Raw genomic sequence first — 25,928 nt, 5'->3', positions numbered from 1 at the left:
CGTGACTGCCACCCTCCCCCGGACGACCGCCCCGAGCCTGTCGCTGGCCCATCGCCTGTGGTTCGGCTGGGTGGTCGTGTGGGCTGCATTCTTCACGCTGACGATGAGCCCGCTGCTCGTGCTCCACTCGGCGCTGGCGCCGACGGCGCGCACACTCCGCGCCTGGATGCACCCGTGGGCCCGGTTCATCATGGGCCTGTCCGGCTTCCGCGTCGAGACGGTCTACCGGGCCCCGCTGCCGGACGGCCCCGTCGTGTTCGCCTCGAACCACATCAACTCGCTCGACATCCCGGCGGCGATGGTGGGGCTGCCGCGGCCGTTCCTCTACATGGCCCGCCACGAACTGCGCGCGTGGCCGCTCGTGGGCTGGGTGCTCGAAAAAACGGCGTGTCTGTTTATCCGCCGCGACAACCCCCGCCAGGCCGTCCTCGACCTCCAGCACGCCGCCGAGCGGATCCGGGGTGGCGACTCGGTCCTGATCTACCCCGAGGGCGGGCGGAGCCACTCGCACGCGCTGGAGCCGTTCATGAGCGGCCCGTTCGTGCTCGCGATTCGGGCCGGCGTACCCGTGGTGCCGGTCACGCTCATCGGCCAGACCGGCGTCCTGTCCCAGACCGACAAGACCGCCTGGCCGGGCACGACGCGGTGCGTGGTCGGGGCGCCCATCCCGACCGCCGGCCTGCGGCGCGGCGACGCCGCCGAGCTGTCGGCGCGCGTCCGCGCGGCGATCGAGACGGAGCTGGCGGAGGTCGAGGCGTGACGCCCGGTCCGGTCGGCCTCCGGCGCCGGGCTGGCGCCCCGGCGTGCCCTCGCCCGGGGGCGGTGGGCTCCTATCTTTGGCCCATGCGTCGCGCCGCCCTCCTGCTCTGCCTTGTCGCCCTGGGCGGGTGCGTCTTCGGCGACTGCGCCTTCGAGTCCTCGCGGACCGTCACGACGGGCGGCCTGCTCGTCGCCGACGGCCGCGCGGTCGGCGACACGCTGACGCTCGCGTTCGTGGCCGACACCGGCCCCGGCATTCGGGTCTCCGTCGCCGACAGTGCGCTCGTCGCCGGGGTCACGCCCGACGGCGCCGTCGAGGTCCTCTACGACGCGACGGCGATCGCGCTCGGCGGCGACGTTATCCCACGCCCGCTCGTGGCGACGGTCGTCGGCGACACCGCCTACGTCTACGTCGCCGGCACGCTCGATCTCGTGACGCAGGTCTGCTCGCCGCCCGACACGGCCGTCGACCTGCTCGTCCGCGAGGTCCTGCTGCCCGACGGCGTCGTCGGCCGGACCGCCGTGATCTCGCGCGCCGAGGTGCCGGTGGCGGTCGCCGATGCCGCCGCCCGCGCGCGCCGGGCCTCGCTCGTCCGCGCCTAAACCCCTCCCATCCGCCGCCGTTGCGGCCGCCCTGCACATCTCATGGCCAAGTCGAGAAAGAGCCGCCCGGGCGCCTCCGGGGGACCGGCCCCGCTGGAAGGGAACGAGGTCTGGAAGCAGCGCTCGCGCGTCCGCCGGGCGGGCCCGGGCTCGCGCGAGACGACGTGGTGGGAGACGCGCCCGACCTGGCTCCAGCACGCGATCTGCGTGGGCTTCCTGCTCGTCGTCGCCGTCGGCTTTTTCGCCCCGACCACGACCGGCGGGCGGACGCTCGTCGGCGGCGACACGGTCCAGTGGGCGGCGACGGCCGAGGCGATGCTGGCGTACGAGGCCGAGACCGGCGTCCGCCCTGAGTGGGCGCCGAACGTGTTCGGCGGGATGCCCGGCACGATGATCCTGGGCGGCTCGCGCGTGCCCGGCGCCGACTCGGTGATGAACGCGCTGCGGAAGGCCGGGCTGTGGCCGGTCGCCCACTTTTTTGCGCTCCTGGTCGGGATGTACCTGCTCGTGCTCTACCTCACCCGGTCGAAGCTGGCAGGCGTCGTCTCCGCGGTCGGCTACGGGCTGTCGACATACCTCCCGCTGATCCTGACGGCGGGCCACAACACCAAGTTTATCGCGCTCGCGTACGCGCCGTGGCTGCTCCTCGGCTTCGCGGCCGTCATCCGGCGCGACGCGGAGACGGGCCGGCTCAAGAGCGTCTTTTTCGCGCTCCTGTTCGCGATCGCCGCCGCGCTCAACCTGCGCGCGGGGCACGTCCAGATCACGTACTACGTGGTGATCGCGGCGCTCATCTGGTGGGTGGCCGAGGGGTTCGCCGCCTTCCGCGACGGCGCCGGGAAGACGTGGCTGGCCTCGACGGGCCTGCTGGCGGTCGGGTCCGTGCTGGCCCTCGCGATGGTGGCCGACCCGTACCTCATCCAGGCCGAGTACAAGGCGTTCACGACGCGCTCGGCGGGGCCGGGCGGCGGGCTCGCGTGGGAGTATGCGATGATGTGGAGCCAGGGCTTCGGCGAGCTGCTGACGCTCGTGATCCCGGACGCGTACGGCGGCGGCGGCCAGACGTACTGGGGCGACAAGCCGTTCACGGCCGGGCCGCACTACGTGGGCCCGATCGTCGCGCTGCTGGCGGCGATCGGCGTGCTCGGCGTCGTCCGGCGGTCCGTCGCGGCGTTCGGGATCGGCGTGCTGCTGTTCGTGGCCTTCGCGCTCGGCGAGAACCTGCCGATCGTCAACCGGGTCGCCTTCGAGGCGCTCCCCCTCTTCGACGCCTTCCGCGTGCCAGAGACCTGGCTGGCAGTCGCCGCCTTGCTCGTCGCCCTGCTGGCGGGCTGGGGCGCGTACTACATCCAGCGGACCGAGGTGACGCCCGAGGCCGACCAGCGCAAGCGCCGCGTCGCCCTCGGCGCGGGCGCCGTGCTGACGATCCTGATCGGCGGGCTGTGGATCACCGGCGGCGGCCCGCTCACGTTCGAAAAGCCCAACGAGGGCGCCCAGATCGCCGCCCTCGCCGCCCAGCAGGCCGGCCTGTCGCCGGCCGACCCCCAGGTCCGCCAGATGACGGCCGGGTACCTCGCCGAGGTCGAGGGCGAGCGCCAGTCGCGGTTCGCCGCCGACGCGGGCCGGTCGCTGCTCCTGCTCGCGCTGGCGCTGCTGATCGTCGCCGCGCACCTGTGGGAGCGGATCCCCGGGTGGGTCGCCATCGCCGCGCTCGCGGTGCTGACCACGATCGACCTGTGGGGCGTTGGCCGGCGGTACTTCAACGAGGATGACCCGTCGCTGCGCGTCAACAGCCGGATCGAGTCCCAGATCCAGCCCTCAGCGGCCGACCAGTACGTGTCGGCCCGGGTCGAGGAGGCGGGCGGGGCGGGGCGGTTCCGGGTGCTGCCGGCGAACTGGGCCAACAACGCCGTCCCGTCGTACTTCTACGAGTCCGTGGGCGGCTACCACGGGGCCAAGCTGGCGCGGATCCAGACCTACTTCGACCGGCTCCTGCCCGACGACTCGACGGGGCTCAACCGCAACGCGCTCCGGCTGCTCTCGACGCGCTACGTCGTGCTCCCGGGCGTCGTGCCAGGGATCGAGCCCGTGTTCCAGGACCCGCAGACCGGGCTCGTCGTCGGCGTCGACTCGACGGCCCTGCCGCGGGCGTTCTTCGTCGACTCGGTCGCCGTGGCGCCGGACGACGAGGCGCTGTTCCCGATCCTGCGCGACCCGGCCACCGATCTGGGCCGTGTCGCCTACGTGTCCGAGCCGGGCGACCTCGACGTGACGTCGCTGACCGGCGCCGCGCCCGACTCGGCGGGCACGAGCGTCACCCTGGAGCGGTTCGAGCCCGACGAGATCGTCTACAACGTCTCGACGGACCGGCCGCGCCTGCTCGTCTTCAGCGAGGTCTACTACCCCGCCGGGTGGACGGCGTCGATCGGCGTCACGCCGGCGCCGATCGTGCGGACGGACTTCCTGCTGCGCGGCGTCCCGGTGCCAGCCGGCGACCACATCGTGACGCTGCGGTTCCGGCCCGAGTCCCGCAAGCGGGGCGTGCTGATCTCGTGGGCGGCGACCGTCCTGGCGTACCTCGGCGCGCTCGGGGTCGGTGGGCTGCTGTGGTACCGGCGCGGGCAGCACCCGGCGTAGCGGTCGGGGATTGGGGATGGAGATTGGCCCGCCGCCTCCGGCGCCGGGCGATGGCGAGTACCCTCTGAGTTCTCCGCCCGTCCCCCCATGTCCGTCCGCGCCAAGAAGTCCCTCGGCCAGCACTTCCTGACGGACGGCGGCGTGATCGCTCGGATCGTGGCGGCGGTCGGGGCCCCGGACGGGGCGCCCGTCGTCGAGATCGGGCCCGGCGAGGGCGCGCTGACGGCCGACCTCGTGCGCCGCTACCCGGACCTCATCGCCCTCGAGGTCGATGCCGAGGCCGTCGGCCACCTGCGCCGCCGGTTCCCGACGCTCGACGTCCGCCACGTGGACGTGCTCGACGCGGATTGGCGCGAGCTGGGGCGAGGGCACGACGCGAGCGGCGTGCCAGCAGGAGATGGTCCCCGGTCCCCGGCCCCCGGTCCTCCGTCCCAGACCCTCCACGTCGTCGGGAATCTGCCGTACTACATCACGTCGCCGATCCTCTTTGCGCTGCTGGAGGCGCGTGCGTCGGTTGCCCGGGCGGTCGTGATGGTGCAGAAGGAGGTGGCCGACCGGATCGTGGCGGGGCCGGGGAGCAAGACGTTCGGGACGCTGTCGGTGTATTTCGGGCTCTACGCACGCGCCGAGTTGCTCCTCGACGTGCCGCCCGCGTGCTTCCGCCCGCCGCCCAAGGTCGACTCCGCCGTGGTCACGCTCGACTTCGACGTGCCCGGCCCGGACGTACCTTTCGAGGCCTTGCAGACGGTCGTGCGCGCGGCCTTCGGGAAGCGCCGGAAGATGCTCCGCAACAGCTTGTCCGGCGTCGCCGCGGCCGCTGGCGTCGACGTGCCCGCGTGGGCCGCGACGCGCCGGCCGGAGGCGCTGGCGCCCGAGGAGTTCGTCCGCCTGGTCCACCACTTTGCCTGAGCCGCCCGTGATCGAGGACGCCCCCGCACCCGACGCCCCCACGCTCGTCGACGAGGACCTCGTCGACGCCGTGGCGGGGCTCGTCGACGCCGGCCACCGGGGGCACGTGCTCAACATCGTCGCCGACCTCCGGCCGGCCGACCTCGCGTCGCTCCTCCAGCACCTCCCGGCCGACACCGCGCACGTCGCGTTCCGCTGGCTGCCCGACGACGTCACGAGCCGGATCCTCCCGGAGCTCGAGAGCGCCGAGCGCGTCGACTTCTTGGACGGCCTGTCGACGTCCGAGCTGGTCCTGCTGATCGACCCGCTGGCGTCGGACGACCAGGCCGACGTGCTGGCGGACGTGGACGTGACGCAGGCCGACGACGTGCTCGTCCAGCTCGAGGACTCGTCGGACGTCGAGGCGCTGCTGAGCTATGGCGAGGACACGGCGGGCGGGATCATGGCCACCGAGGTCATCTCGGTGCCGCTGACGGCGACCGTCGCCGAGGCGACCGAGGCGGTCCGGGCGAACGCCGAGGCCGTCGACCCCGTGTTCGCGGTCTACGTCGTCGACGAGGACGAGAAGCTGGTGGGCGTGATCTCGCTCAAGGGCCTGCTGCTGTCGCCGGCCCGTACCGTCGTGGCCGAGATCGCGGAGTTCGACCCGGTCGCCGTCGAGCCGGACCTCGACCAGGAGGAGGTGGCGCGGATCATGGAGCGCTACGACCTGGTGGCCCTCCCGGTGATCTCGGCGGGCCGCCGCCTGCTGGGCCGGATCACGATCGACGACGTGGTCGACGTGATCCGCGAGGAGGCCGAGGAGGACCTGCAGCGCTCGGTCGGCATCACGGGCGAGGAGGAGCTGTCGTCGAGCGTGTTCGCCGTCAGCCGAGGGCGGCTGGTGTGGCTGCTGCTGGGGCTGGTCGGCGCGTACGTGTCGGGCCTGGTGATCGTGGGGTTCGAGGAGGCGCTGGCGATCGCGCCCGTGCTCGCGCTGTTCATCCCGATCGTGATGGCGATGGCGGGGAACGCGGGCATTCAGTCGTCGGCGATCGCCGTCCAGGGCCTGGCGTCGGGCGACCTCTGGCGGAGCGACCTCGCGCGGCGGATCGGCAAGGAGCTGGGCGTGGCCATCATCAACGGGATCGTGCTGTCCGTCGCGCTGGGCTTCATCGTGATCCTGTCCGGCTTCGGCGACGACACGCAGCGGCTGGCGCTGACGGCGGCGCTGGCGCTCCTGATCGTGATCGTGCTGTCGACGCTGATCGGGGCGACGGTGCCGCTCGTGCTCAACCGCGTCGGGATCGACCCGGCGCTCGCGATGGGCCCGTTCATCACCGTTAGCAACGACATCCTGGGGCTGACCATCTTCTTCGCCGTCGCGACGGCATTGTACCTCTGAGTCCTGATCCGTGATACGTGAGGGGATCCCGGACCCTCGCGCCTTGGATTGGTCACGCATCTCTCTTCACGGATCACCGCCATGTCTACGCTGACTGCCGTCCGGACCGCGACGGGTCTCGCGCTCGCCTCCGACGCGCTCACCACGTTCGACGACCTCAAGCTGCCGCCAGACCTCGACGCGGCCGGTGAGAAGGTGCTCCGGGTCGGCGACGCGCTGGTCGGCGTGGTCGGCTACGCGGCGCACCACCTCGTCCTGCAGGACGCTTTCGAGCGGGCGGAGCACCTCGACCTGACGAGCCGGCGGGGCATCTTCGAGACGTTCCGCGCGCTCCACGAGGTGCTCAAGGACGAGTACTACCTCAACCCGGAGACGGGCGAGGACGGCGACCCGTACGAGAGCAGCCAGGTGTCGCTGCTGATCGCGGCGCCGACCGGCCTGTTCGGGGTCTACGACATGCGCGAGGTCCACGAGTACACGCGGTACTGGGCGATGGGCTCGGGCGCGGCGTTCGCGCTGGGCGCCATGCACGCGCGCTGGGACGACGTCGAGTCGGGCGCGCTCGACGCCGGTGCGCTGGCGGGGCTGGGCGTCGAGGCGGGGTGCCGGTTCGACGCGTCGTCGGGCGGGCCCGTGACGGTGTACGAGGTGGGGGGATAGGGGAGGGCAGAGGGATGGAGGGATGCGCAAGCGCGCTCTGCCCATACCTCAGTCCCTTAGGCCGCATCCCTCTGCGCACGAAGGACGGTATTGGTGATGCGCGCCAGCGCGAGCTCGGTGCCATCCGGGGCAGAGACCGTCGCGTCGAAGACGAGCTGGCGGCCGGCGCGGGCGACGAACCGGGCCTCGACCTCGACGTGCCCGAGATCCGGCGTGGCAGGCGCGAGGTAGGTCATCGTCAACTGGGCGGTGACGCTAGGAGCGGCGACGAGGTAGCTGAGGGGGCCGACCACGTTGTCGACCGCAGCCGCCAGCATGCCGCCCTGCATCAGGCCCATCGGGTTCTGGAACTTCTCCAGGAGCGGGAAGCGGGCGACGAGGGCGGCACCGACGCCGTCAGCGGGGCGGTAGTCGCGGATCTCGGCCTTCATCTCCAGGAGGACGGGCGGGGGCAAGCGCAGGCCGTCGGCGCCGGCGGCCTTCATGGCGTCCATGAGCGCGGCGGGGTCGATGGGGGACTGGGAGGGGACGGACATGGGGGGAGCGGGGAGGGCTCGGCGAACGCGTCGGGGCGGGGGGCGGTCCGCCGCCCGCGGGCGGGCAGCGGCAGGAACGGGGCTCGCGCTCGGCCTGCGCTAGAGGGGAGCTTACGCCAGCCGATCCCCTCACCCGGTCCCTCTCCCGGTGGGAGAGGGGACGCCCTAGGTGGGCTGGCGCCAGCAGGGGCGTCGGCTAGCGCCGGACGGCGCCGTCAGGGAGCCAGCCGGCGACGGCGTCGACGAGGCGATGGGTGCGCCAGCGGTTGACGCCGAGGTCGGTGCCGCCGACGCGGGAGGCGCTGCGGACCCAGAGCACGGCGCCGGTCGGGGCGTTGTCGACCTCGACGGCGACCTCGTCGACGAACGGCCCGATGCGGACGGTCGCGAGCGCGCCCGTCGGCGTGTCGGTGACGGCCTCGGTCGAGCCGGTCAGGCCGCCGGTGCCCGTGAGGGCGCGGCGGGCGGCGGCGCGGACGTCGGCGGGCGGCGCGGCAATCTCGACGCGGACGCGGGCGCAGGTGGGGGTGCCGGGGCAGACCGCGACGGGAGCGTCAGCCTCCGTCGCCTCGGGGCGCGAGCCCAGGAGATGGCTCGCGACCAAGCCGAGCGTGACCACGCCGACGCCGACGACCACGCGACGCGTGGTCCGGGTCACGGCGCCGAGGTGCGCGTGACCGGCATCCCCGGCTGGGCGTCCTCAAACTCGGCGCCGTCGTTGTACTTCGAGGGGCACTTGACGAGGATGTGCTCGGCCTCGAACACCTCGCCGCCGGCGCCGGTCGTCATGCGGCCCTGGACGACGACGCGCTCGGCGTCCTCGAAGTTGGCCGGCTTGGGGTTGGCGTACATCACCTGCCGCGTCGTGCCCGAGGTGTCGGCCATGACGAACGAGAAGACGTTGCGGTCGGGGTCGTAGCTGGTCGGCGCCTCGCGGAGCCAGGTGCCGACGACGTGGGCCTTGCGGCCGCTCTCGGCGGCGTCGTCGAAGGTCTCCCAGCCGGAGACTTGGTTGCCGAAGCTGGTGACGACGAGGAAGCCGAAGATGCCGACGAAGGCGATGCCGAGGAGGGTCGTGGGGCGCATGTCGGTTCGGTGCGGGGTGCGAGGTACAGGGTACGCCAGCCGTGCTAGCGAATCGTGTCGCGAGCGTCGAGATCGCGTTCGATACGCGCCAGGCGCCGGTCGGTGCGGACCAAGAGCGCCAGGACGCCGATCCAGACGATGAGCACGACCGCCAGCACGACGGGCAGCTTGTCGTCGGCGAGCATGACGCGCTCGATGCCTTGGGGCTGGGCCGTCGTCGCCTGCAGGGCGTCGGCGTCGAGCACGGCGATGGTGGTGTCGGCCTGGAGCAGCATCACGAGATCACGGGGGGAGCGGCGGCGGCGGGCGTCGCGAGCGCCTCGGCGCGCAGGGCGGCGACCGTCGCGCGCGTGCGCTGGGTGTAGAGCCACCAGCCGAGCATCAGGAAGCCGACGGCGCTCGCGTAGAAGATCCACCGCATGTCGGAGGCGATGTCCATCTCGCTAAAGGCCGGGTTGCCCTCGGCGCCGGGGTGCAGGCTGGCCATCCGGCGGGGCAGGACGTAGGTCAGGAACGGCATCGTGGCCGTCGCAAACAAGGCGTAGACGGCCGAGAGGCGGGCGCGCTGGCGGGGCCGGTCGAGCGAGCCGCGGAGCACGAAGTAGGCCCCGGAGATCAAGAGCTGGACGGCCACCATGTTCTGACGCGGTTCGGGGCTCCACCACAGACCGGTGCCCTGGTACCACGTGAATCTGGCCCAGACGACGCCGGTCACGAGCGCCGTCACGCCGGCGACGGTCGCGACCATCCAGGCCGCCTCGGAGCGCGCGTCGTGGACGGGGCGGCCCGTCGCGAGGTACCGCCCGGCGTGCCACGCGCCGACGAGCGCGAAGGCGTAGAGCACAAACCACATCGGGACGTGGAAGTACAGGTTGCGCGCGGTCTGCTCCAGGATCGGGAGCGCCGAGACGGGGCCCAGGATGCCGAGCACGAGCGCGACGCTTACCCAGACGGCCGCCACGACGCCGAAGAGGCGGTACGCGAGGCCGTAGCGGGGGAGGGCGAGGTCCATGGGGCGGGGCACGTCTCGGGAACGGGCATGATCCGCCCGGCGCGCCCCGGAGACCGTGAAAAGGGGGCAAGAGGGGAACGGGTGTCGGCGAACGGCCACCGGGGATCTCTGGAGCCCGGTCGCCTCGACCGCCCGTAGCCCGCAGCGGGCGATCGCTCCGGTGGGCAGGGCACGGCGTCTTGGCTGTGGCCCCCGTTCGCCGATGGCCGTTCGCCGATCCCCTCAGTCCCGCCACACGTAGTCGAACAGCACGAGCGACGCCGACACCAGCAACCCGGCGTACGACGCCAGCAAGATCAGGTCGTCGGACGCGGCGGCCCAGGCGCCGCTCGCGGAGCCCGACGCGAGCTCGGTCAGGGCGACGGCGGGGATCAGGACGGGGACCAGGATCGGGAACGCGAGCACGGGCAACAGCGGCCCGGCGGCGCGCGCGCGCGCGACGAGCGCCGAGAGCAGCGTCGTCCCGGCGGCGATGCCGATCGCGCCGAGCGCGCACCCGGCCACCAGGATGCCGGGCGCCTCGAGGGGGACCGGCACCAGGATCCGGAACCCCAGCGCCGCGAGCGTGACCACGCCCAGCATCAGCGCCGCGTTGAAGACCAGTTTGCCGACGTAGACCTGGCTCGGGCGCAGGTGGAGCTGGAGCAGCAGCGACGTGCCGCGCTCTTCCTCGGCCACGAACGCCCGTCCGAGCCCGACGGCGGCCGCGAACACGACGACGATCCACAGCAGCGCCGCCGCGATCGGGACGGTCGGCACGCCGCGGCCGAGCGCGACCCGGACCAGGACGAGCGACGCGGCCACGAACAGGCCCAGCCCGCTCAGGGCGACGCGCGTGCGGAGTTCGAGGCGGGCGTCGTTGGCGACGACGGCCCAGGCGCCGGCAAGCCAGGTCACGGGGAACGGGGGGTGGGGCGGGAGGATAGCACGGGCCCCCCTCCACGCCCGCCCGTGCCCGCCCCCTTCCGCGACCGGATCGTCGCCACCCTGCTCGGCTCCGCCCTGGGCGACGCCCTGGGCATGCCCGTCGAAGGGCTCGCCCACCAGAACGTCCGCACCTACTACAAGGGCATCAAAGAGCCCCGCGCGGACGAGAAGCGCAAGGACCTCGGCGTCGGCCAGTGGACCGCCGACACCCAGCGGGCGCGAGCGCTCGCGCGGGCCCTGGCGACGGGCGCGCCGGACAGTCCGGAGGAGGTCCGCGTCGCGTTCGCGGCGGAGCTGGCGGCGCTCGTTCTCCGCCGGCCCGACGTCGTGTCGCCGAGCAGCACGGGCGCGGCGATGGCGGCGCCGTTCGGCGTGCAGGCGCGGCTGCGCGGGCTCAAGGACCTCGCGAGCGCGCGGTGGGCGGGCCTGCTGCTCAAAGAGATCGACCCGAACCCGGTCGCGCATGTCGCCACGGCCGCGCAGGTGGCCGCGATCCGGGTCTGCCTCGGCAAGGACCCCGACGGCATCGCGGGCCCGGAGATCCTGGCGGCGGCGCTGGCGGCGGCGCGCGACGCCGAGCGCTTGCTGGGCGCCGACGACCGCGTCTCGCGCCGGCTCGCCGACGTGTCGGGCCACCTCGACGACTTCCCGCTCGACCTCCAGGACCGCTGCGGCGGGGCGGACTCGCCGGCCGACGAGGCGTTTCCGTTCGCCGTCGCGATGGTGGCCCGGTCGCCCGCGCTCGTCGAGTCGACGTTCCTCTCGGCCGTCAACGTCGGCGGCGACGCGGCGGCGGTCGGCGCGTGCGTCGGCGCGATGCTCGGCGCCATCCACGGGACCGAGGCCCTGCCTCAGGCGTGGCTGGCGCAGCTCGAAGACGCCGACGCCATCCGCGCCGAAGCCGAGGCGCTGGCGGACGCGCTGGGCGGGTGAGCGAAGGGAAGACGAGAGGAGAAGAGGAATAGAGGAGCACGCGCACCGCGAGGCGATCCGCCGACCGCTTTATTGACCGACGACCGACGACCGACGACCGACGACCGACGACCGACTCACCCACTCACACAGACTCACCGACCCATGGACCTCACCGGAACCGTCACCGTCGTCACCGGCGCCAGCCGGGGCATCGGCCTCGCCATCGCCCGCCGCTTTGTCGACGCGGGCGGCCACGTCGCCGGGCTCGCGCGCTCGTCCGACGCCCTCGACCAGGCCTCGGCCGTGCTGGGCGATCACTTTACCGCCGTCGTCTGCGACATCACCGACGCCGACGCGACGAAGGCCGCCATCGACGGCGTCGCGAAAGACCACGGCCGCCTCGACGTGCTCGTCAACAACGCCGGGCTCGGCCGCTTCGACGACGTCGACGCGCTCGGCCTCGACGACTGGGACGTGCAGGTCGACACCAACCTCTCGGGCGTCTTCCACGCCACGCGCGCCGCCGTCCCCCACATGAAGGCGCAGGGCGAGGCGCGCGGCGCCGACGAGACGGCGGGCTTCATCGTCAACGTCGCCAGCATCGCGGGGCTCATCGGCAACCCGCAGCTCAGCGCCTACAACGCGACGAAGCACGGCGTGCGGGGCTTCTCGGACGCGATCATGAAGGAGCTCCGGCCGTTCGGGATCAAGGTCTCGTGCCTGTACCCGGGCTCCGTGGCGACCGGCTTCAGCGACCGCGAGAACCCCAACGCGATGAGCCCGGAGTCGATCGCCGAGACGGTCGCCCACGTGGTCGAGGCGCCGCACGGGACGCTGATCTCGGAGGTCGTCCTGCGGCCGATGGTCGGGCGCAAGTAGCTGGCGGGAACGAGGGACGGGGAGCAAGCGGAGGCGACTCAGATTCCGTGGCGCCGTCTGCCCGGGCACGGGCATCTTCCCGTACCCCGTACCCCGTACCCCGTACCCCGTCCCAATGCGCCTCGCTCTTCTCGCCGCTCTCGCCCTGACCCTCGCCGCGTGTGGCGGGATCGCCGGGAAGAGCCACTCCGTCTTGCCGCCCCGCCTGATGGAGCAGGCCTCGGGGGTGGATCAACTCCTCATCGCCGCCCACGCCGTCGACGAGGACGTCGTCTGGGCGTCCGGCGCGGGCGGGACCGTCGTCAAGACGACCGACGGCGGCGCGACGTGGCAGGCCGTCCCGGTGACGACGCCGGGCGCCGACACGTTGCAGTTCCGCGACGTGGTCGCGCTCGACGCGACGACCGCGTGGGCGCTGTCGATCGGCAACGGGGCGTCGTCGCAGATCGCCAAGACGACCGACGGCGGCGCCACGTGGCGGACGGTCTACCAGGCGACCGACGCCGACGCCTTCTACGACTGCCTGGGCATGTGGGACGCCCAGCGCGGCGTGGCCTACGGCGACTCGTACGACGGTCGCCTGCGCCTGCTCACGACCGCCGACGGCGGCGACAGCTGGCGTCCGGTCCCCGCGAGCGCGCTTCCCGCACCGGCCGAGGGCGAGGGCGGGTTTGCCGCCTCCGGCACGTGCGTCGCCACGCGCGGAGCGGGCCGGGCGTGGATCGCGACCGGGAATGCCGACCCGGCCCGGATCCTGCGCACGACCGACGGCGGCGCGTCGTGGACGGCGGCCACGCTGCCCATCGTGGCGGGCGAGGCCGCGGGCGCTACGTCGGTCACCTTCCGCGACGACCGCAACGGCGTCGCGGTCGGCGGCGACCTCGCCGTGCGCGACGACGTGTTGGACACCGTCGCGATCACGTCCGACGGCGGGGCCACGTGGACGCTCGGCGGCGCGCTGCCCTTCCCAGGCGCCGCGTATGGCGCGGCCTACGTCCCCGGCAGCGACGCCCTGCTGGCGGTCGGCCCCGGCGGCGCCGGCCTGTCGCGCGACGACGGCCGGACGTGGGTGTTCGTCGACGACCGCACGTTCTGGGGCGTCGCCGCCGCCTCGCGGGAGGCCGCGTGGCTCGTCGGCCCCGACGGGCGGATCGTCCGGGTCCGCTTGTGACCGTGCTCGCGGACAGGCCCCGCCCCGTCCGCGAGCCGCCGTCTCTCGGAAGCGCCCGTCGACGCGCGTCGTGACGAGCCGACCGCCTGAGACGGTTGTCTTGCAGGAAACGGGGACGACGTTGGAGTCGGTAAGTGTTGCAGGCGTTAGGCTCAAAAACAGGGGTCGTGTGGATACACGATATTCATTCTGGTTATATCGGCTGTCTATCCGTTTGGGCATTCTAGGTGGTTGAGGGTGTCGGTTTTGGAGTGGGGTGCCGGGTGGTGTCCGGGCGTGCCTCCTATTTTGAGAGTCCCGGGGGCTGCGGGTCTTGCGATTCGCGGGCCGTCGATCAGAGGACGACGCGTCTTGGCCCTCATCCTATAACCCACGGTATACACAATGACTCTCACCGACCAGGCCCCGCCGACGGACATGGAGCTCCATGAGCAGGTGGCCCACACGAAGCTGGCGAACGTCCAGGAGTTCGCCCAGGCAAACCAGAACGTCGCCGCGATCGGCCCGACGCCCGCCAGCCAGGTGGCGTTCGCCGAGGCGTTCATCTACGTCAAGGTGTATTCGAACGACCGAGGCTTCAAGCTGCCCTCGGGGGCCTACGCCAAGTTCGAAGGGACGGCGTGGGGCGTCGCGTTCGGCGGCGGCGTCACCTGGATGACCGCCGTGTTCGCGGTGCCGGAGAGCCAGATCTTCGGGGACATCTCGTTCAACTTCAACTCGGCCGGCGGCCAGACCAACCTCAACTTCTGGCGCGGGAGCACCTTCGTCGGCAGCGCGGTCGGCGCTGGGCTGGGCGTGAGCCTCGGCGCGTCGGGTGGCAGCGGCACGTTCACCAAGGGGTGAGCCGGGCCCGGGACGCGTGCGGCGCTCGCGCGCGTCCCGATCCCCCCGCGGTCGGTCGGCGCCGGGGCTGTTCGGGTGGGGGGCCTTTCTGGGGCCGTTGTGGGGGACGACACGCCCCACCGCCAGCAGGTGGACGTCTCTGAACACGCCGGCGAGGTCGCCCCGTGAGCACGCCGGGGGCCAAGCGATGGGCGTTCACGAGGCGTCGGCGTCGCGTCAGGCGAGGAGCGGAAGGGCGATAGTATCCTGGCGCCCGTTGTCCGCCTCGATCCATGACGATTCGTCTGCTTCTCCTAATCGTAATCGCCGCGCCGGTCTGGGCACAGAGCCCTCCGGCCGACGCGCCACCCGAGGCCGTCGTCGAGTGGATCCGCACGCACGCCATCCCGCTCGCCGGTGCTGACCCGGCGCTGCCCGACGCCGACCTCGACGCGCTCGCGCCCGTGTGGGGCGACGCCCTCGTGCTCGCGATCGGGGAGGGGACGCACGGCACGCGCGAGTTCTTTCAGTTTCGCGACCGCGTCGTCCGCTGGCTGGCGCGGCGCGGCGACCTCGACGCCGTGCTGTGGGAGACCGCGCTGGCACCCAGCCTGCCCCGTGAAGGGGCGTTGACGGATCCCGACGTGCCGCTCGAGGAGTCCATCGTGCACCGGTCCGGGATGTGGGCGACGGAGGAGAACGTGGCCCTGCTTGCGGCGCTCCGCGAGCACAATCTCGCCGCCGAGCGGCCGGTCCGCTTTGTCGGCGCCGACATGTCGGATCTGACGGGCGGGATCGGCATCGGAGCCGCCGCGGCGGCGCGCGTGGGTGGAGAGGCCGCCGATGCGTACGCGGCGATGGCCCAGGCGTTTGGCGCCGATCCGGCCGAGACGTGCACGGACCGCCGGGCCTGCTTCGGGGTGTGGGAGACGATGACGGCCGCGCGCGCGCGGCAGTTTGCCGAGGCCGTCGAGTGGCTCGCCGACGCGCTCCACGCGGCCGGCGAGCCGTGGACCGTGACGGTCGCCACGCGGGCGCCGGGCGACCTCACGCGGCAGTTCCTCCCGTTCATCCTGCAGTCGCCCGCGGCGACCGGCACGGCGCTGGGCGAGATGGGCAGCACCTACCGGCAGGCCCAGCGCGATGCGCAGGCCGCCGCCGACACACTCGCGGCCGTCCTCGGCGAGCACGACCCGGCGTTCTGGGCCTCAGTTGGGCCCGTCGTCACCGCCATCCCCGGCGGCGCCGATGTCTACCGCGACTCGCTCGATCACGCCGGGCGGTTCGCCTGGGACGAGACCGCGCGCACCGTCCGGGCCCGCCTCGCGACCGGCCGCTTTGGCGACGTGCCCGAGCTCGTGGCCCACGCCGACGCGCTCGTGGCCTGGCTCGACGTCGTCCACGAATCGCTGCGCCGGGCGCCGACGCACATGGACTTCGACAACTACCGCGAGGTGGCGTTGGGCCGGAATGTGGCCGAGATCGCCGACGCCATCGGAGGCGACGGCCGCGTCGTCTTCGCCGCCCACAACATGCACGTCGGTTACAACCCGTCGATCTCGTTGGCGCGCCGGTCGTCGGGAGCCTACGCGCGTGACGCGCTAGGGGACCGCTACCTCGCTGTCGGGACGTTCTTCGGTCGCGGCAGCTTCCAGGCGGCCGACCAGCGCCGCTTCCAGGAGGGCTGGGACGGGCCTGCGTGGCGCGCCTTCGAGGTCGAACCCGCGCCGGGCTCGTTCGAGGCGGCGCTCGCGGCGGCCGGCCTCGACGCGTTTGCCCTCGACCTCCGCCAACTCCCCGACGCCGGCCCGGTCGCCGAGTGGTTCGCCACGGCCCGCCCCGTCCGCGACATCGGCAACTCGTACCATCCCGACTCGCCGGAGCAGAACGTGGAAGACCGCGTCGAGGCCGAGGGCTTCGACGTCGTGGTGTTTTTCCAGACGGCCTCCCGCGCCGTCCCGACGCCGGCCGAGATCGAGCGCGGGAGCTACGACCTCGGAGCCGGATAGGCGCTACGCCAGCGCCTCGACCTCGGCCGCGAGCGTCTCCCACCGCGCCATCAAGCCCTTGAGCTCGGCCTGGGCGGCCGCCAGCGCCTCCATCGTCTTCTGGAACTCGGCGGGGCGGTTGTAGAGATCGGGGTCGGCCATCTTGGCCTCCAAGGCCTCCGCTTCGGTCTCCTTCTCGGCGACCGACTGCTCCAGGAGCTCGAGCGCGCGTCCGGCGAGGTCCGCGCCGAGCTCCTTCGCCGGGGGGACGGTCCCGTCCTGCATCATGCGGTAGAGCGCGTTGCGGGCCTCGGCCTCGCGCCGCTTGTCCTCCTTCGACTTTTTCCCGCCCGCCGACTTTTTCGATTTGGACGGGCTCGCGGCCGGCTTCGGGGCCGGCGTCGAGCGCTTGGCCGCGCCGTCGCCCGAGGCCGAGAGCCGGGACGCCGTGCCGTGCTCGCGCTGCCACTGGGCCTCGGAGTACGTGCCGCGGTACGTCTGCACGCCGCCGTCCTCGACGTACCAGATCGCCTCGGCGACGGCGTCGATAAAGGCGCGGTCGTGGCTCACGAGCACGAACGTGCCGGTGTACTGGCGGAGCGCCTCGGCGAGCACGTTCTTGGAGACGATGTCGAGGTGGTTCGTCGGCTCGTCGAGCACGAGCACGTTGGCCGGGCTCATCAGCGTCCGCGCGAGCGCCAGCCGCGAGCGCTCGCCGCCGGACAGGACGGAAACGCTCTTTTCGACGTCGTCGCCCGTAAACAGGAACGCGCCCAGGATGCTGCGGAGCTCGGTCTCGGAGTGCCCGCGCGAGCGCTCGCGGAGCGACTGCAGGACGGTGTGCGACGGCTCCAGCGCCTCGGCCTGGTGCTGCGCAAAGTGCGCCATCTCGGCCCGGCGGTCCTGCTCGCGCTCGCCCTCGAAGGCCTCCGTCCCGAGCAGCATCCGCGCCAACGTCGACTTGCCCGCGCCGTTTTTGCCGACGAGCGCCACCTTATCGCCGCGTTCGAGCGCGAGCGGGCCGGCGGCGTCGAAGACCTTGGTCACGCCGCCCTCGGGTGCGGGGTACGACTTCGAGAACTGGCTGAGCTCGATGGCCTGGCGGCCCGACGCGGGCGGGTCCGGGAACCGGAACCGCATCGCGCCGGCCTCGGGCGGCGGCGGCGGGATCCGCTCCAGCTTCTCCAGCGCCTTGATCCGGCTCTGCGCCTGCTTGGCCTTCGTCGCCTTGGCCCGGAACCGGGCGATAAACCGCTCGGCCTCGGCGATCTCCTTTTGCTGGTTGTCGTAGCGCGCCTGCCAGTGCAGGCGGCGCTCGACGCGCGCCTCGAGGTAGTGCTGGTAGTTGCCGGGGTACGCGTCGATCTGACCCCGAATCAGGTCGGCCGTCGAGGTCGTCATCCGGTCCAAAAAGTACCGGTCGTGCGAGACGAGCACGACGGCGCCGGGGTACGTCGTGAGGTAGTTCTCGAGCCAGTCGATCGACTCGATGTCGAGGTGGTTCGTGGGCTCGTCGAGCAAGAGCACGTCGGGCTGGCCGAGCAGCAACCGCGCGAGCGCGACGCGCATCCGCCAGCCGCCGGAGAACGTGCTCAGCGGGCGCCGCATCTCCTCGGCGGTAAACCCGAGCCCGGACAGCACGGAGGCCGCGCGCGACTCGGCCGTGTGCGCCTCGCGCGTGACCAGCCGGTCCTGCACCTTCGAGAACCGCTCGACGAGCGAGAAGTAGTCGGCCGTCGTGTGGTCGGGGTGGTCCTCCATCGCCGTCGTTAATTCGGCGGCCTCGGCCTCCAGCCGGATCACGTCGTCGAAGGCGTGGAGCGCCTCCTCGAGCGGCGAGATGGACAGGTCTTCCTCCTGGGTGTCCTGGCGCAGGAACCCGACCGTCGCGCCGCCCTCGTAGACGACGTCGCCGGAGTCCACGGACTGCTCGCCCGCGATGACGCGCAAGAGCGTCGACTTGCCCGCGCCGTTGGGGCCGACGAGCCCGACCCGCTCGCCGCCGCGGACGGTCCACGAGAGGCCGTCGAACAGGACGCGCCCGCCGAAGGTGAGGTGGATATCGCGGAGGACGAGCATGGGCCGGGGGGAGTCGGCCGGGAAGCTAGCCCGCCGCTGGGGCCCGCCGGTCGAAGAACGGGCGGAACAGCGGCTCAAGCGGGGCCCGCGAGCCGCCGATACCGCGCACTCGGTCTCGCACGGCGACATGCTCCTCAACGTCCTCGGATTCGGCAACGGGCTGACGCTCGTGGTGGCCACGTGCGCGTCGGTCGTGATGGTGGTCTTCGCCTACCTGATTCTGAAGCCGCTCCTGCGAACCCTGCCCGGGAAGGACACCGGGCTGGCGGCGTTGCGGGCGCAGCACCGGAGCGACACCGCGGGCGCGCTGTCGATCGAGCAGCGGCTGAACGACGCCGTCGCCCCACCGACGCGTTTCGACGACGAACCGGAGCCGGACCCGTTCACCGTCGGCGGAGGCTGAGGAGCCCGGCGGGCTATTCAGCGACTGTGACCGGCTCGCGGCGCCAATCCGCGATGGCCTCGGCGGCGACGGCGTGGCCTCGGGCGGACAGGTGGATCCCGTCGGACCAGAGGTACAGGCGCGCCGGGTTGCCGACGGCGGTGCGGAAGGCGGGGAGCAGATCGAGCGTCGGGATCCCGAGGGCGCGCAGGCGAGGGAGGAGCACCTCTTGGGGTGTCGGGTCGCCGTCGGGGCGGAGCTGGGGCTCGTACGGGGCGACGACGACCTCGAAGGGGATGCCGCGCGCCGCGAGGGCGTCGCGAATGGCGCCGAGGTCGTCGAGGGCTCGCGAGATCGACGTCGAGTCGGCCGGCGGCGCCGGCGCGTCCAGCGGGTCGTAGAAGGCCCGGTCGTAGGCGAAGTAGCGGGCCGGGCGGTCGAGCGCGGCGTCCTTCGCGAGTCGGTACAGGCGCGACCGCGCGTTGAGCCCGGTCTTGGCCTGGACGAGCCAGTCGCGCCAGAGGGGGACGCTGCCGGGCGGCGACGGCCGGCCGGTGTCGGCGTCGTTGAGGCACCACAGCAGCGTCACGCGCGCGGGCGCGGGCCCGGCCGCCAGCGCGGCGTCGAGGCGGCGGCGGTAGTCGGGCGTGCCCCAGCCAAGCACGGCCGCGTTCAAGATGCGCGCGGTGTCCTGGCGCGCCGCGAGCCGCCCGGCAACCGTCGAGTCGGCGGGGACGCCGACGCCGAAGGTGACGGAGTCGCCCAGCCAGAGCCACGTGCTGGCGGAGTCCGGCGCGCTGGCGTTGCCGGTGTAGACGTGGAACCCGTCGGCGTCGACGGCGACCCGCTCGCCGTTCGCGATCCCGCTCGCGCCGGGGCGCAAGCCGGTCGTGCGGCCCCGGACGTCGACAAAGGCCGAGTCGAGAAACAGGCCCGCCTCCGTCCCCGCCGGGCCGATGTCGGGGCGGAGCACGCGGACCGTCCCTTCGAGCAGGAGCAGCAGCGCCACGACGCCGGCCACGTTCGCCAGCACGACGAGCGCGGCCGTCTGGACTGGGCGCCCAGCCGAGGGCTCACCGGAAGAAGGGCGGGGGGGCTCGGTCGCCATGCCTCGTGTGGATGCTGAGGCCGGGGCCCCCGCACGCGCCCGCTAGTGCGCGTTCTCGTGGACGAACCCCTTGAACACCGTCATCGCCACGATCTTGAGGTCGAGCCACAGCGACCAGTTCTGGATGTAGTACAGGTCGTACTCGATCCGCTTGGTGAGGCTCGTGTCGCCGCGCCAGCCGTGGACCTGGGCCCAGCCGGTGATGCCGGCCTTCGTCTTGTGGCGGAGCATGTAGCCCGGGATCTGGTGGCGGAACCCCTCGATTAGGGCCGGCCGCTCGGGGCGGGGCCCGACGACCGACATGTCGCCACGGAGCACGTTCCAGAACTGGGGCAACTCGTCCAGGCTCGTACGCCGCAAAAAGGCGCCGACGCGCGTCGCCCGGCTCTCGCCCTTCGTCGACCACACGGCGCCCGTCTTGGCCTCGGCGTCGACGGGCATCGAGCGGAACTTGAGGATGTCGAACGTCTGCCCGCTCAGCCCCATCCGCTCCTGGCGGTACAGCACCGGGCCGGGCGACGACAGCTTGACGGCGACCGCGATCACCGCCAGCAGCGGCGACAGCAGCACGAGCGCCGCCAGCGAGAACCCGATGTCGCCCAGGCGCTTGACGACCTGACGGGAGTCGAGCGGCGCCTCGTCCATCAGGTGGATCACCGCCAGCCCGTCCACGTCCGAGACGCGGCTGTTGACCAGGTCGAGGCCGAACAGGTCGGGGACCAGGCACAAGTGGGCCGTGTGGAGCGCGCACGCCTCGGCGACGGCCTGGATCTTGGAGGCGGCCGACAGCGGGAGCGCGGCGTACACCAGGTCCACGCCGTGGCTGTCGAGCACGTTGTCGATGGCGTCGACGGTGCCCAGGACCTCCGGGGGCGCCGTCTGCTCGGGGTAGAACGGGTCCGGCGGCTCGGGCTGGACGTCGGCGCCGCGGTCGTCCAAAAACCCGACGACCTCGAAGCCCATCCACGGGTAGTGGCGGAACGCGCGCGCCAGCCGCTGCCCGGCCTTCCCGGCCCCGACGATGAGCACACGGCGCACGTTGCGCCCGCTCTGGCGCCCGCGCCGGAGCACAACGTAGATCCCCATCCGCAAGCCCGCCAGCAGGACCGACGCCAGCCCGGCGAACAGCATCACGTGCAACCGCGAGAACGAGAACTCGCGGTAGAAGAACAGCGCGCCGAGCGAGACGACGAGCCCGAGCACGACCGCTCGCGCGACGGCATACGCCACGAACGTCAGCCGCTGCGCGCGGCGCGTCCGGTACAAGCCGGAGACCAAGAGCACGGCGCCCCAGACGGCCAGCACGAACGGCAGGAACGCGAGGTAGTGCGCCAGCGGCACCCACTCAGGTGGGGTCAGGAGCTCGAACCGGATCCACCACGCGGCCACCCAGGCCGTCGCGATCAGGGCGAGGTCGGCGCCAAAGAGGAGGCGCTGGAGCAGGAGGCTTCGTTCGCGGAGCATCGGTCCTGGGGGGGCCAGGGAAGGGCTAAACGGAGTCTCAAGCGGTCAGGCGCGACGGGGCGGGTCCGGCGCCAAGATAGGCCTGAAAATGAAGCGGGCCGCCCCGACAGTCGGAGCGGCCCGCGGAATCCCGACGAGCGGGGCCTACTGGGCGCCGCCGCCAGGCGTCGGGTTGAGCACTAGGTTGATCAGGTGGATCCGCCCGTTGCTCGCCTCGATGTCGGCGTAGATGATGTCGGCGTCTTCGACCATCATCATCGGGTCGCCGGCGACGAGCGTCTGGATCGTCAGTTCGCTCCCATCGAGGGCTTCCAAGACCATGCCGTCGCTGAGGTCGGCGGCCGAGTAGTCTCCCGCGACCACGTGGTACTGGAGGGTGGCTGCGAGGTCGTCGGCGTCGATCGCCGACACGTCCATGCCGTCGAAGGCGGCGTTGATGGGCGCGAAGACCGTGAACGGGCCCGGACCGCTCAGCGCGTCGGCCAGGTCGGCCGCGACGACGGCGTTGACGAGCGCGGACAGCTCGGGCTGGCCCATCGCGTTCTCGACGATCGTGTTGGCCGGCGACAGCGCCGATGGGATGAGCGTGAGCTCGGCGTTGAGGGTGTTGTCGGTGTTCATCCGGCCAGTCGAGCAGCCAGCGACGGCGACGACGAGCAGGGAGAGGAGAAGGGTGCGGATCATGGGAGGGGTCGTGGGGGAGGGGAGCCCTGTCACGATGTCCCTGGAGCTCTGTGTCCCGCCTTCACAGGATCCTGCACGCGATGGGGCCGCCCCTTACGGCCCGATGGCGACCTCCCTTGCCTGCTGGCGGATGGCGTCCGGCTCGTAGACGTGCGTCCCCGACGGCCGCAGGGCGAGCACGGCGACGAGGGCGGCGGCCACGTCGTCGGCCGCGGTCGGGCGGAGCGGCGCGAGCGGGCCGCGCAGGACCGGCGCGAGCGCCCCGAGCACGACCTGCCCGATCCGCTCGCCGACGCGCACCTCGTCGCGGTCGCCCGCCAGCAGCGACGGTCGAAACAACTGCACGCCCTCGAACCCGACCTGCCCGACGGCCGCCTCGGCCTCGCCCTTGGTCCGGTTGTAGAAGATCCGCGAGCTCGGGTCGGCGCCGAGCGCGCTCACGAGCGCGACCTGGGTGGCGCCCGCCGAGTGGGCCAGCTGGGCGGCTTCGAACGGGATCTCGAGGTCGACGCGGCGGAAGGCGGCTTGCGACCCGGCGGTCTTGATCGTCGTGCCCAGGCAGCAGACGAGGTCGTCGCAGGCGAACAGCTCGGCCTGCTCGTCGAGCCGGTCGAAGTCGACGACGTGGTCCTCGTGGCTGGGGCCGGCGGTCGGGAGCGGGCGGCGGCCCAGCGTGACGACGCGGGTCCAGCGAGCATCGGCCGCGAGGCGGCGCAGGACGTGGCCGCCGACCAGGCCGGAGGCGCCGAGAATCAAGGCTGTGCGGTCGGACATGGGCTCGGGGGAAAACGAAAAAAAACGGGAGCCGCCCGAAGACGACTCCCGCTGGTGGGACGCCGCAGATTGCCCGAAGGCTCCCTGCAGACCCTGGCATCGAGGTCCTACGGGACCAGGACGGTGTCGATGACGTGCGCGACGCCGTTCGAGGCGTACACATTCGCCTGCGTGACCGTCGCGCCGCCGACCATCACCATGCCGTCGTGCTTGCGGACGCGGAGCTGGGCGCCGTTGACGGTCGTCAGCATCTGGCCGTCGCGGAGGTCGGCCGCGCTCAGGCGGCCGGGGACCACGTGGTAGGTCAGTACGGCCTGGAGCTGGGCCTTGTTGGCGGGCTCCAGCAAGCTGTTCAGCGTCGCCGCCGGGACGGCGGCGAAGGCGGCGTTCGTCGGGGCGAAGACGGTGAACGGGCCGGGGCCCGCGAGCGTCTCGACCAAGTCGGCGGCCTGGACGGCCGAGACCAACGTCGTCAGGTTGGAGGCGCGCGAGGCGTTGTCGGGGAGCGTGCGCGTCGGGAGCATCATCTCGCCGCCGACCATGACACCGGCGGAGGTGCCGCCGAGGTCGGCATCGGCGTTCATCGACGCCGACGACATGCAGCCGGGGGCCGCGAGGAGGACGGCCGAGAGGGCCACGAGGGAGAGGAAGCGGGTCATATCCGGGGGGGGAAGGGGGAGCCCTTGCATTCCTCGTTGCCACAAGTGTTCGGCGCCGAGCGCAGGCTGCGGGCCCTTCGTACGTCGCGCTCAGGCGTTGTCCTACGTCGACCCTCGAAACCCGTATCTGCACGCTAAAACGGCACGTCGTCCTCGACCTCGTCGGGCGCCCGCTCGCGGACGACGAGCCGCACGGCGGCGGGGTCGAAGCCGAACAAGTCCTCCTCAGAGAACACGAGCCGGAACTGGGCCTCGGTCTCGAAGAACGGCGCGAAGCGGGCCGCGAGCTGGTCGAGGCGGTCGAGGTAGAAGGCGGTGCTCTCGTCCGGGGCGTCCGGGTTCCACCGCACGGCGGGCGTGGCCGTCTCGAAGACGCGGCCGCCGCCCTCGGCGATGTAGTACGAGACCCGGTCGCCGATGCGGGGCTCGCGGCCGGTCCGCTCGGCCTGGGCGGCGGCCACCTCGTAGGCCGCCGAGCGCGTCCGGTCGCCCGCGGCGACGGCGCGGCGGTAGTCCGCCAGCGAGGTCTTGAGCGTCTCGGTCCGCGAAAAGCTCTCGACGCGCTGCCAGTCGTGCGCCTCGATCTGGCGGCGGTGGCGGAGGTAGAGGGCGTGGAGCCCGGCCACGTCCTCCTCGACGAGGAGGCGGATCGCCTCGCGCACGAACGCCCGCCCGAACCGCTCCGACGACCGGCTCACCAGGCTCGACCCCTTGAACTTGAGGTCGCCGTCATACGTCAGCAGCGCGTAGTTCTTCTTTTTGTACGACAGCATCCGCCGGTAGCGGCCGTCGAACCCGATCCGGATGCCCTCGGGCATCTGCTCGCTGAGCGCGGCCACGAACGCCCGCTCGGCCGCCTCGCCCTCGACCTCGGGCGGCGGCACGAACAGCACGCCGTCGGTGTCGACCTCGACCACGGTCGCGCCGGCCGCGCGCGCCAGCCGCATGATCTGGCGCAGCAGCTCCTGGCCCGTCGCGGCGACCCGGTCGGCCTCAGCAAAGTCGTTGAACAGGGCGTACCCGAAGCCCATGTTTCCGTAGAAGCTGTTGATGACAATCTTGTACGCACTCTGCCGGGCGTCGAGCTCGTCGCGGTCGTCGCCGGAGGTGTCGCTCATGGCGTCCTTCGTCTCGAACCGGAGGTCGGTCAGCCGGCGGAGGAGGCGGGGGAACAGGCCGAGTGCGTCGCCCTTGGGCTGGACGTCGTAGTGGAGCATGATCGACGGGTACAGGCTCTCGACATCCGCGTAGACGACGGGCCCGACGACGCCGGTCACGAACACGTCGGTGTAGCCGCCGACGACCTGGCTGCCGAACTCGGCGCGGGGGAGCGCGTGGCGGGCGTGGAGGTAGCCGCGCACGAACAGGCTCTCGATCTTGGCCGCCGGCCCGGTCCGCGCGCCCTGGCCGTAGGACATCGGAACCATCTGGGTGAGGTAGAAGGTGCTCCCCGACAGGTGCGCGGCCAGCCGCTCGGTCTCGGTCGCGTCGTCGATGGCGTACTCCATGAGCCGCGCCGGGTCGGTGTCCCAGACCTCGGCGATCTCGTCGCCGGGCACGTACGTCCGGTCTTCGGGCGCGAACCCGAAGTACCGGGCAGCGCCCTTCAGCGTGTAGTTCGGCAGGTCGCGGCGCGTCACGTCGAACGCCATCAGCAGGTGGAGCGTGTCGATGACGTGGCGGCCGGCAATCTCGACGGCGTCGAACTCGAGCTGGCGCTCGGCGAAGCGCATCGACGAGGGGAACGACCGCGGCGTGCTCCCGTCGCGGCCGAGGTCGACCGGGACGCCGTGCCGACGGCAGCGCTCGACGAGGTACGGGAAGTCGAAGCCCAGGATGTTGTGGCCCTCGATCACGTCCGGGTCGCGCTCCTTCACCAGCGCGAGCGTCTCGCGGAGCACGTCCTCCTCGCTCATCCCCGGCGCGCCGACGAGCCGCTGCCAGCCGGTCGAGTCGCTCAGCGCAACGAGGATGACCCGGTGCTCGGGCGTGGTCGCTTGCGGGAAGCCGTCGCGGCTGTAGACCTCGAGGTCGAGCTGGAGGCGTTTCAGGTCCTCGAAGGCCATCCCCTTGAAGAGCGTCCGGCCCGACTGCATGAGGTACTGCTGCTCCGGCCCGCCGGGCGTGTAGACCTCGTCGGGCCGCGTCTTCTCCGACCCCGTCGTGCGCTGGACGTGGCGGAGCGCGTCGAAGTACGCGCCGCGGTCGGGGAAGGCGACGGCGTAGCGGTAGTAGCCGGGGCCCGCGAGCTCCTGGAACTGGAACCGGTCGCGCGGGAAGCCCTTCAGCAGCTCGATGTCCGACAGGAACACGAAGGGGTGGACGCGGACGTCCTCGGTCTCGACGGTCTCGGGACCGCGGCGGCGGTAGAGCCGCATGGTCGCCGGGCCGACCGGGTGGAGCGCGACGAGGCCCTCGGCCGGGTCGTGGCCGTAGAGGAGGGCATCATCCGAGGAGTCGAAGTCGGGCATCTCGGCCAGTGTACCCGGC

The 25,928-nt window shown here is 72.3% G+C and carries 25 protein-coding genes; 12 read left to right on the top strand and 13 right to left on the bottom strand.

The features are described from left to right. Position 1: 1 nt before the first annotated feature. The 6 genes from ACLIRP_RS10115 to ACLIRP_RS10090 all read left to right on the top strand — a co-directional run bounded on the left by ACLIRP_RS10115 (position 2) and on the right by ACLIRP_RS10090 (position 6,952). Complete coding sequence (locus tag ACLIRP_RS10115) at positions 2–760, top strand: lysophospholipid acyltransferase family protein (RefSeq protein WP_412060327.1); 759 nt, start codon at positions 2–4, stop codon at positions 758–760. Between the two features lie 83 nt (positions 761–843). Next, on the top strand, positions 844–1,362 hold the full coding sequence (locus ACLIRP_RS10110; protein WP_412060326.1) for a hypothetical protein: 519 nt from the start codon (positions 844–846) through the stop codon (positions 1,360–1,362). A gap of 42 nt (positions 1,363–1,404) precedes the next feature. Further along, complete coding sequence (locus ACLIRP_RS10105; RefSeq protein WP_412060325.1) at positions 1,405–3,999, top strand: hypothetical protein; 2,595 nt, start codon at positions 1,405–1,407, stop codon at positions 3,997–3,999. 87 nt (positions 4,000–4,086) lie between these two features. Beyond that, entirely contained in the window at positions 4,087–4,908 is an 822-nt protein-coding gene (gene rsmA / locus ACLIRP_RS10100) for a 16S rRNA (adenine(1518)-N(6)/adenine(1519)-N(6))-dimethyltransferase RsmA (protein ID WP_412060324.1), read from the top strand. Continuing rightward, complete coding sequence (gene mgtE, locus ACLIRP_RS10095) at positions 4,901–6,292, top strand: magnesium transporter (RefSeq protein ID WP_412060323.1); 1,392 nt, start codon at positions 4,901–4,903, stop codon at positions 6,290–6,292. Before rsmA ends, mgtE begins: the two co-directional genes overlap by 8 nt. 81 nt (positions 6,293–6,373) lie before the next feature. Further along, positions 6,374–6,952, top strand: a complete 579-nt coding sequence (locus tag ACLIRP_RS10090) for an MFS transporter (RefSeq protein ID WP_412060322.1) — start codon at positions 6,374–6,376, stop codon at positions 6,950–6,952. Between the two features lie 56 nt (positions 6,953–7,008). Here the strand turns inward: ACLIRP_RS10090 and ACLIRP_RS10085 are convergent, their stop codons facing one another. From ACLIRP_RS10085 to ACLIRP_RS10060, 6 genes are all read right to left on the bottom strand, one after another. Next, positions 7,009–7,488, bottom strand: a complete 480-nt coding sequence (locus tag ACLIRP_RS10085) for a PaaI family thioesterase (RefSeq protein ID WP_412060321.1) — start codon at positions 7,486–7,488, stop codon at positions 7,009–7,011. Between the two features lie 196 nt (positions 7,489–7,684). After that, positions 7,685–8,146 carry a DUF1499 domain-containing protein gene (locus tag ACLIRP_RS10080; protein ID WP_412060320.1) on the bottom strand — a complete coding sequence of 154 codons (462 nt, stop codon included), beginning with the start codon at positions 8,144–8,146 and terminating at the stop codon, positions 7,685–7,687. Beyond that, entirely contained in the window at positions 8,143–8,574 is a 432-nt protein-coding gene (locus ACLIRP_RS10075) for a cytochrome c maturation protein CcmE (RefSeq protein ID WP_412060319.1), read from the bottom strand. Before ACLIRP_RS10075 ends, ACLIRP_RS10080 begins: the two co-directional genes overlap by 4 nt. Before the next feature lie 44 nt (positions 8,575–8,618). After that, entirely contained in the window at positions 8,619–8,849 is a 231-nt protein-coding gene (locus tag ACLIRP_RS10070; RefSeq protein ID WP_412063703.1) for a CcmD family protein, read from the bottom strand. Further along, positions 8,849–9,586, bottom strand: a complete 738-nt coding sequence (gene ccsA / locus ACLIRP_RS10065; RefSeq protein ID WP_412060318.1) for a cytochrome c biogenesis protein CcsA — start codon at positions 9,584–9,586, stop codon at positions 8,849–8,851. The genes ACLIRP_RS10070 and ccsA overlap by 1 nt, the downstream gene beginning before the upstream one ends. Positions 9,587–9,808: 222 nt before the next feature. Further along, a complete protein-coding gene (locus tag ACLIRP_RS10060) occupies positions 9,809–10,483 on the bottom strand; it encodes a heme exporter protein CcmB (protein WP_412060317.1) in 675 nt (224 codons plus the stop codon). Positions 10,484–10,537: 54 nt separating this feature from the next. Here ACLIRP_RS10060 and ACLIRP_RS10055 point away from each other — a divergent pair, with 54 nt between their 5' ends. The 5 genes from ACLIRP_RS10055 to ACLIRP_RS10035 all read left to right on the top strand — a co-directional run bounded on the left by ACLIRP_RS10055 (position 10,538) and on the right by ACLIRP_RS10035 (position 16,309). After that, on the top strand, positions 10,538–11,446 hold the full coding sequence (locus ACLIRP_RS10055; protein WP_412060316.1) for an ADP-ribosylglycohydrolase family protein: 909 nt from the start codon (positions 10,538–10,540) through the stop codon (positions 11,444–11,446). 144 nt (positions 11,447–11,590) lie between these two features. After that, the gene (locus tag ACLIRP_RS10050; protein ID WP_412060315.1) at positions 11,591–12,307 is read left to right on the top strand and encodes an SDR family oxidoreductase; all 717 of its coding nucleotides are present in this window, start codon (positions 11,591–11,593) and stop codon (positions 12,305–12,307) included. Between the two features lie 115 nt (positions 12,308–12,422). Beyond that, positions 12,423–13,478 carry a WD40/YVTN/BNR-like repeat-containing protein gene (locus ACLIRP_RS10045; RefSeq protein WP_412060314.1) on the top strand — a complete coding sequence of 352 codons (1,056 nt, stop codon included), beginning with the start codon at positions 12,423–12,425 and terminating at the stop codon, positions 13,476–13,478. 384 nt (positions 13,479–13,862) lie between these two features. Then, on the top strand, positions 13,863–14,321 hold the full coding sequence (locus ACLIRP_RS10040; RefSeq protein WP_412060313.1) for a hypothetical protein: 459 nt from the start codon (positions 13,863–13,865) through the stop codon (positions 14,319–14,321). 272 nt (positions 14,322–14,593) lie between these two features. Next, a complete protein-coding gene (locus ACLIRP_RS10035; RefSeq protein WP_412060312.1) occupies positions 14,594–16,309 on the top strand; it encodes an erythromycin esterase family protein in 1,716 nt (571 codons plus the stop codon). Positions 16,310–16,312: 3 nt separating this feature from the next. Here ACLIRP_RS10035 and ACLIRP_RS10030 read toward each other — a convergent pair whose 3' ends face one another. Beyond that, a complete protein-coding gene (locus ACLIRP_RS10030) occupies positions 16,313–18,367 on the bottom strand; it encodes an ABC-F family ATP-binding cassette domain-containing protein (RefSeq protein ID WP_412060311.1) in 2,055 nt (684 codons plus the stop codon). Between the two features lie 127 nt (positions 18,368–18,494). Between ACLIRP_RS10030 and ACLIRP_RS10025 the strand changes: the two genes are divergently transcribed. Beyond that, the gene (locus ACLIRP_RS10025) at positions 18,495–18,770 is read left to right on the top strand and encodes a hypothetical protein (protein ID WP_412060310.1); all 276 of its coding nucleotides are present in this window, start codon (positions 18,495–18,497) and stop codon (positions 18,768–18,770) included. A gap of 13 nt (positions 18,771–18,783) precedes the next feature. Here the strand turns inward: ACLIRP_RS10025 and ACLIRP_RS10020 are convergent, their stop codons facing one another. The 6 genes from ACLIRP_RS10020 to ACLIRP_RS09995 all read right to left on the bottom strand — a co-directional run bounded on the left by ACLIRP_RS10020 (position 18,784) and on the right by ACLIRP_RS09995 (position 25,909). Further along, a complete protein-coding gene (locus tag ACLIRP_RS10020; protein ID WP_412060309.1) occupies positions 18,784–19,857 on the bottom strand; it encodes an SGNH/GDSL hydrolase family protein in 1,074 nt (357 codons plus the stop codon). Positions 19,858–19,899: 42 nt separating this feature from the next. Next, the gene (locus ACLIRP_RS10015) at positions 19,900–21,321 is read right to left on the bottom strand and encodes an undecaprenyl-phosphate glucose phosphotransferase (RefSeq protein WP_412060308.1); all 1,422 of its coding nucleotides are present in this window, start codon (positions 21,319–21,321) and stop codon (positions 19,900–19,902) included. Positions 21,322–21,465: 144 nt separating this feature from the next. Beyond that, positions 21,466–22,005 (bottom strand): fasciclin domain-containing protein, encoded by a 540-nt coding sequence (locus ACLIRP_RS10010; protein WP_412060307.1) that lies wholly within the window; start codon positions 22,003–22,005, stop codon positions 21,466–21,468. 93 nt (positions 22,006–22,098) lie between these two features. After that, the gene (locus ACLIRP_RS10005; protein WP_412060306.1) at positions 22,099–22,779 is read right to left on the bottom strand and encodes an NAD-dependent epimerase/dehydratase family protein; all 681 of its coding nucleotides are present in this window, start codon (positions 22,777–22,779) and stop codon (positions 22,099–22,101) included. A gap of 107 nt (positions 22,780–22,886) precedes the next feature. After that, on the bottom strand, positions 22,887–23,438 hold the full coding sequence (locus ACLIRP_RS10000) for a fasciclin domain-containing protein (RefSeq protein WP_412060305.1): 552 nt from the start codon (positions 23,436–23,438) through the stop codon (positions 22,887–22,889). Between the two features lie 134 nt (positions 23,439–23,572). Further along, positions 23,573–25,909 (bottom strand): DNA polymerase domain-containing protein, encoded by a 2,337-nt coding sequence (locus tag ACLIRP_RS09995; RefSeq protein ID WP_412060304.1) that lies wholly within the window; start codon positions 25,907–25,909, stop codon positions 23,573–23,575. Between the last annotated feature and the right edge of the window lie 19 nt (positions 25,910–25,928).

Source organism: Rubrivirga halophila (assembly GCF_046845755.1).
Classification (GTDB): domain Bacteria; phylum Bacteroidota; class Rhodothermia; order Rhodothermales; family Rubricoccaceae; genus Rubrivirga.
This window is presented reverse-complemented; position numbering and strand designations above follow the sequence as displayed.

Coding starts and splice junctions, on each gene's coding strand:
- ACLIRP_RS10110 (WP_412060326.1), top strand. CDS start 844: ATGCGTCGCGCCGCCCTCCTGCTCTGCCTTGTCGCCCTGGGCGGGTGC.
- ACLIRP_RS10105 (WP_412060325.1), top strand. CDS start 1,405: ATGGCCAAGTCGAGAAAGAGCCGCCCGGGCGCCTCCGGGGGACCGGCC.
- rsmA (WP_412060324.1), top strand. CDS start 4,087: ATGTCCGTCCGCGCCAAGAAGTCCCTCGGCCAGCACTTCCTGACGGAC.
- ACLIRP_RS10090 (WP_412060322.1), top strand. CDS start 6,374: ATGTCTACGCTGACTGCCGTCCGGACCGCGACGGGTCTCGCGCTCGCC.
- ACLIRP_RS10085 (WP_412060321.1), bottom strand. CDS start 7,488: ATGTCCGTCCCCTCCCAGTCCCCCATCGACCCCGCCGCGCTCATGGAC.
- ACLIRP_RS10075 (WP_412060319.1), bottom strand. CDS start 8,574: ATGCGCCCCACGACCCTCCTCGGCATCGCCTTCGTCGGCATCTTCGGC.
- ACLIRP_RS10070 (WP_412063703.1), bottom strand. CDS start 8,849: ATGCTGCTCCAGGCCGACACCACCATCGCCGTGCTCGACGCCGACGCC.
- ccsA (WP_412060318.1), bottom strand. CDS start 9,586: ATGGACCTCGCCCTCCCCCGCTACGGCCTCGCGTACCGCCTCTTCGGC.
- ACLIRP_RS10050 (WP_412060315.1), top strand. CDS start 11,591: ATGGACCTCACCGGAACCGTCACCGTCGTCACCGGCGCCAGCCGGGGC.
- ACLIRP_RS10045 (WP_412060314.1), top strand. CDS start 12,423: ATGCGCCTCGCTCTTCTCGCCGCTCTCGCCCTGACCCTCGCCGCGTGT.
- ACLIRP_RS10040 (WP_412060313.1), top strand. CDS start 13,863: ATGACTCTCACCGACCAGGCCCCGCCGACGGACATGGAGCTCCATGAG.
- ACLIRP_RS10035 (WP_412060312.1), top strand. CDS start 14,594: ATGACGATTCGTCTGCTTCTCCTAATCGTAATCGCCGCGCCGGTCTGG.
- ACLIRP_RS10030 (WP_412060311.1), bottom strand. CDS start 18,367: ATGCTCGTCCTCCGCGATATCCACCTCACCTTCGGCGGGCGCGTCCTG.
- ACLIRP_RS10025 (WP_412060310.1), top strand. CDS start 18,495: ATGCTCCTCAACGTCCTCGGATTCGGCAACGGGCTGACGCTCGTGGTG.
- ACLIRP_RS10020 (WP_412060309.1), bottom strand. CDS start 19,857: ATGGCGACCGAGCCCCCCCGCCCTTCTTCCGGTGAGCCCTCGGCTGGG.
- ACLIRP_RS10015 (WP_412060308.1), bottom strand. CDS start 21,321: ATGCTCCGCGAACGAAGCCTCCTGCTCCAGCGCCTCCTCTTTGGCGCC.
- ACLIRP_RS10010 (WP_412060307.1), bottom strand. CDS start 22,005: ATGATCCGCACCCTTCTCCTCTCCCTGCTCGTCGTCGCCGTCGCTGGC.
- ACLIRP_RS10005 (WP_412060306.1), bottom strand. CDS start 22,779: ATGTCCGACCGCACAGCCTTGATTCTCGGCGCCTCCGGCCTGGTCGGC.
- ACLIRP_RS10000 (WP_412060305.1), bottom strand. CDS start 23,438: ATGACCCGCTTCCTCTCCCTCGTGGCCCTCTCGGCCGTCCTCCTCGCG.
- ACLIRP_RS09995 (WP_412060304.1), bottom strand. CDS start 25,909: ATGCCCGACTTCGACTCCTCGGATGATGCCCTCCTCTACGGCCACGAC.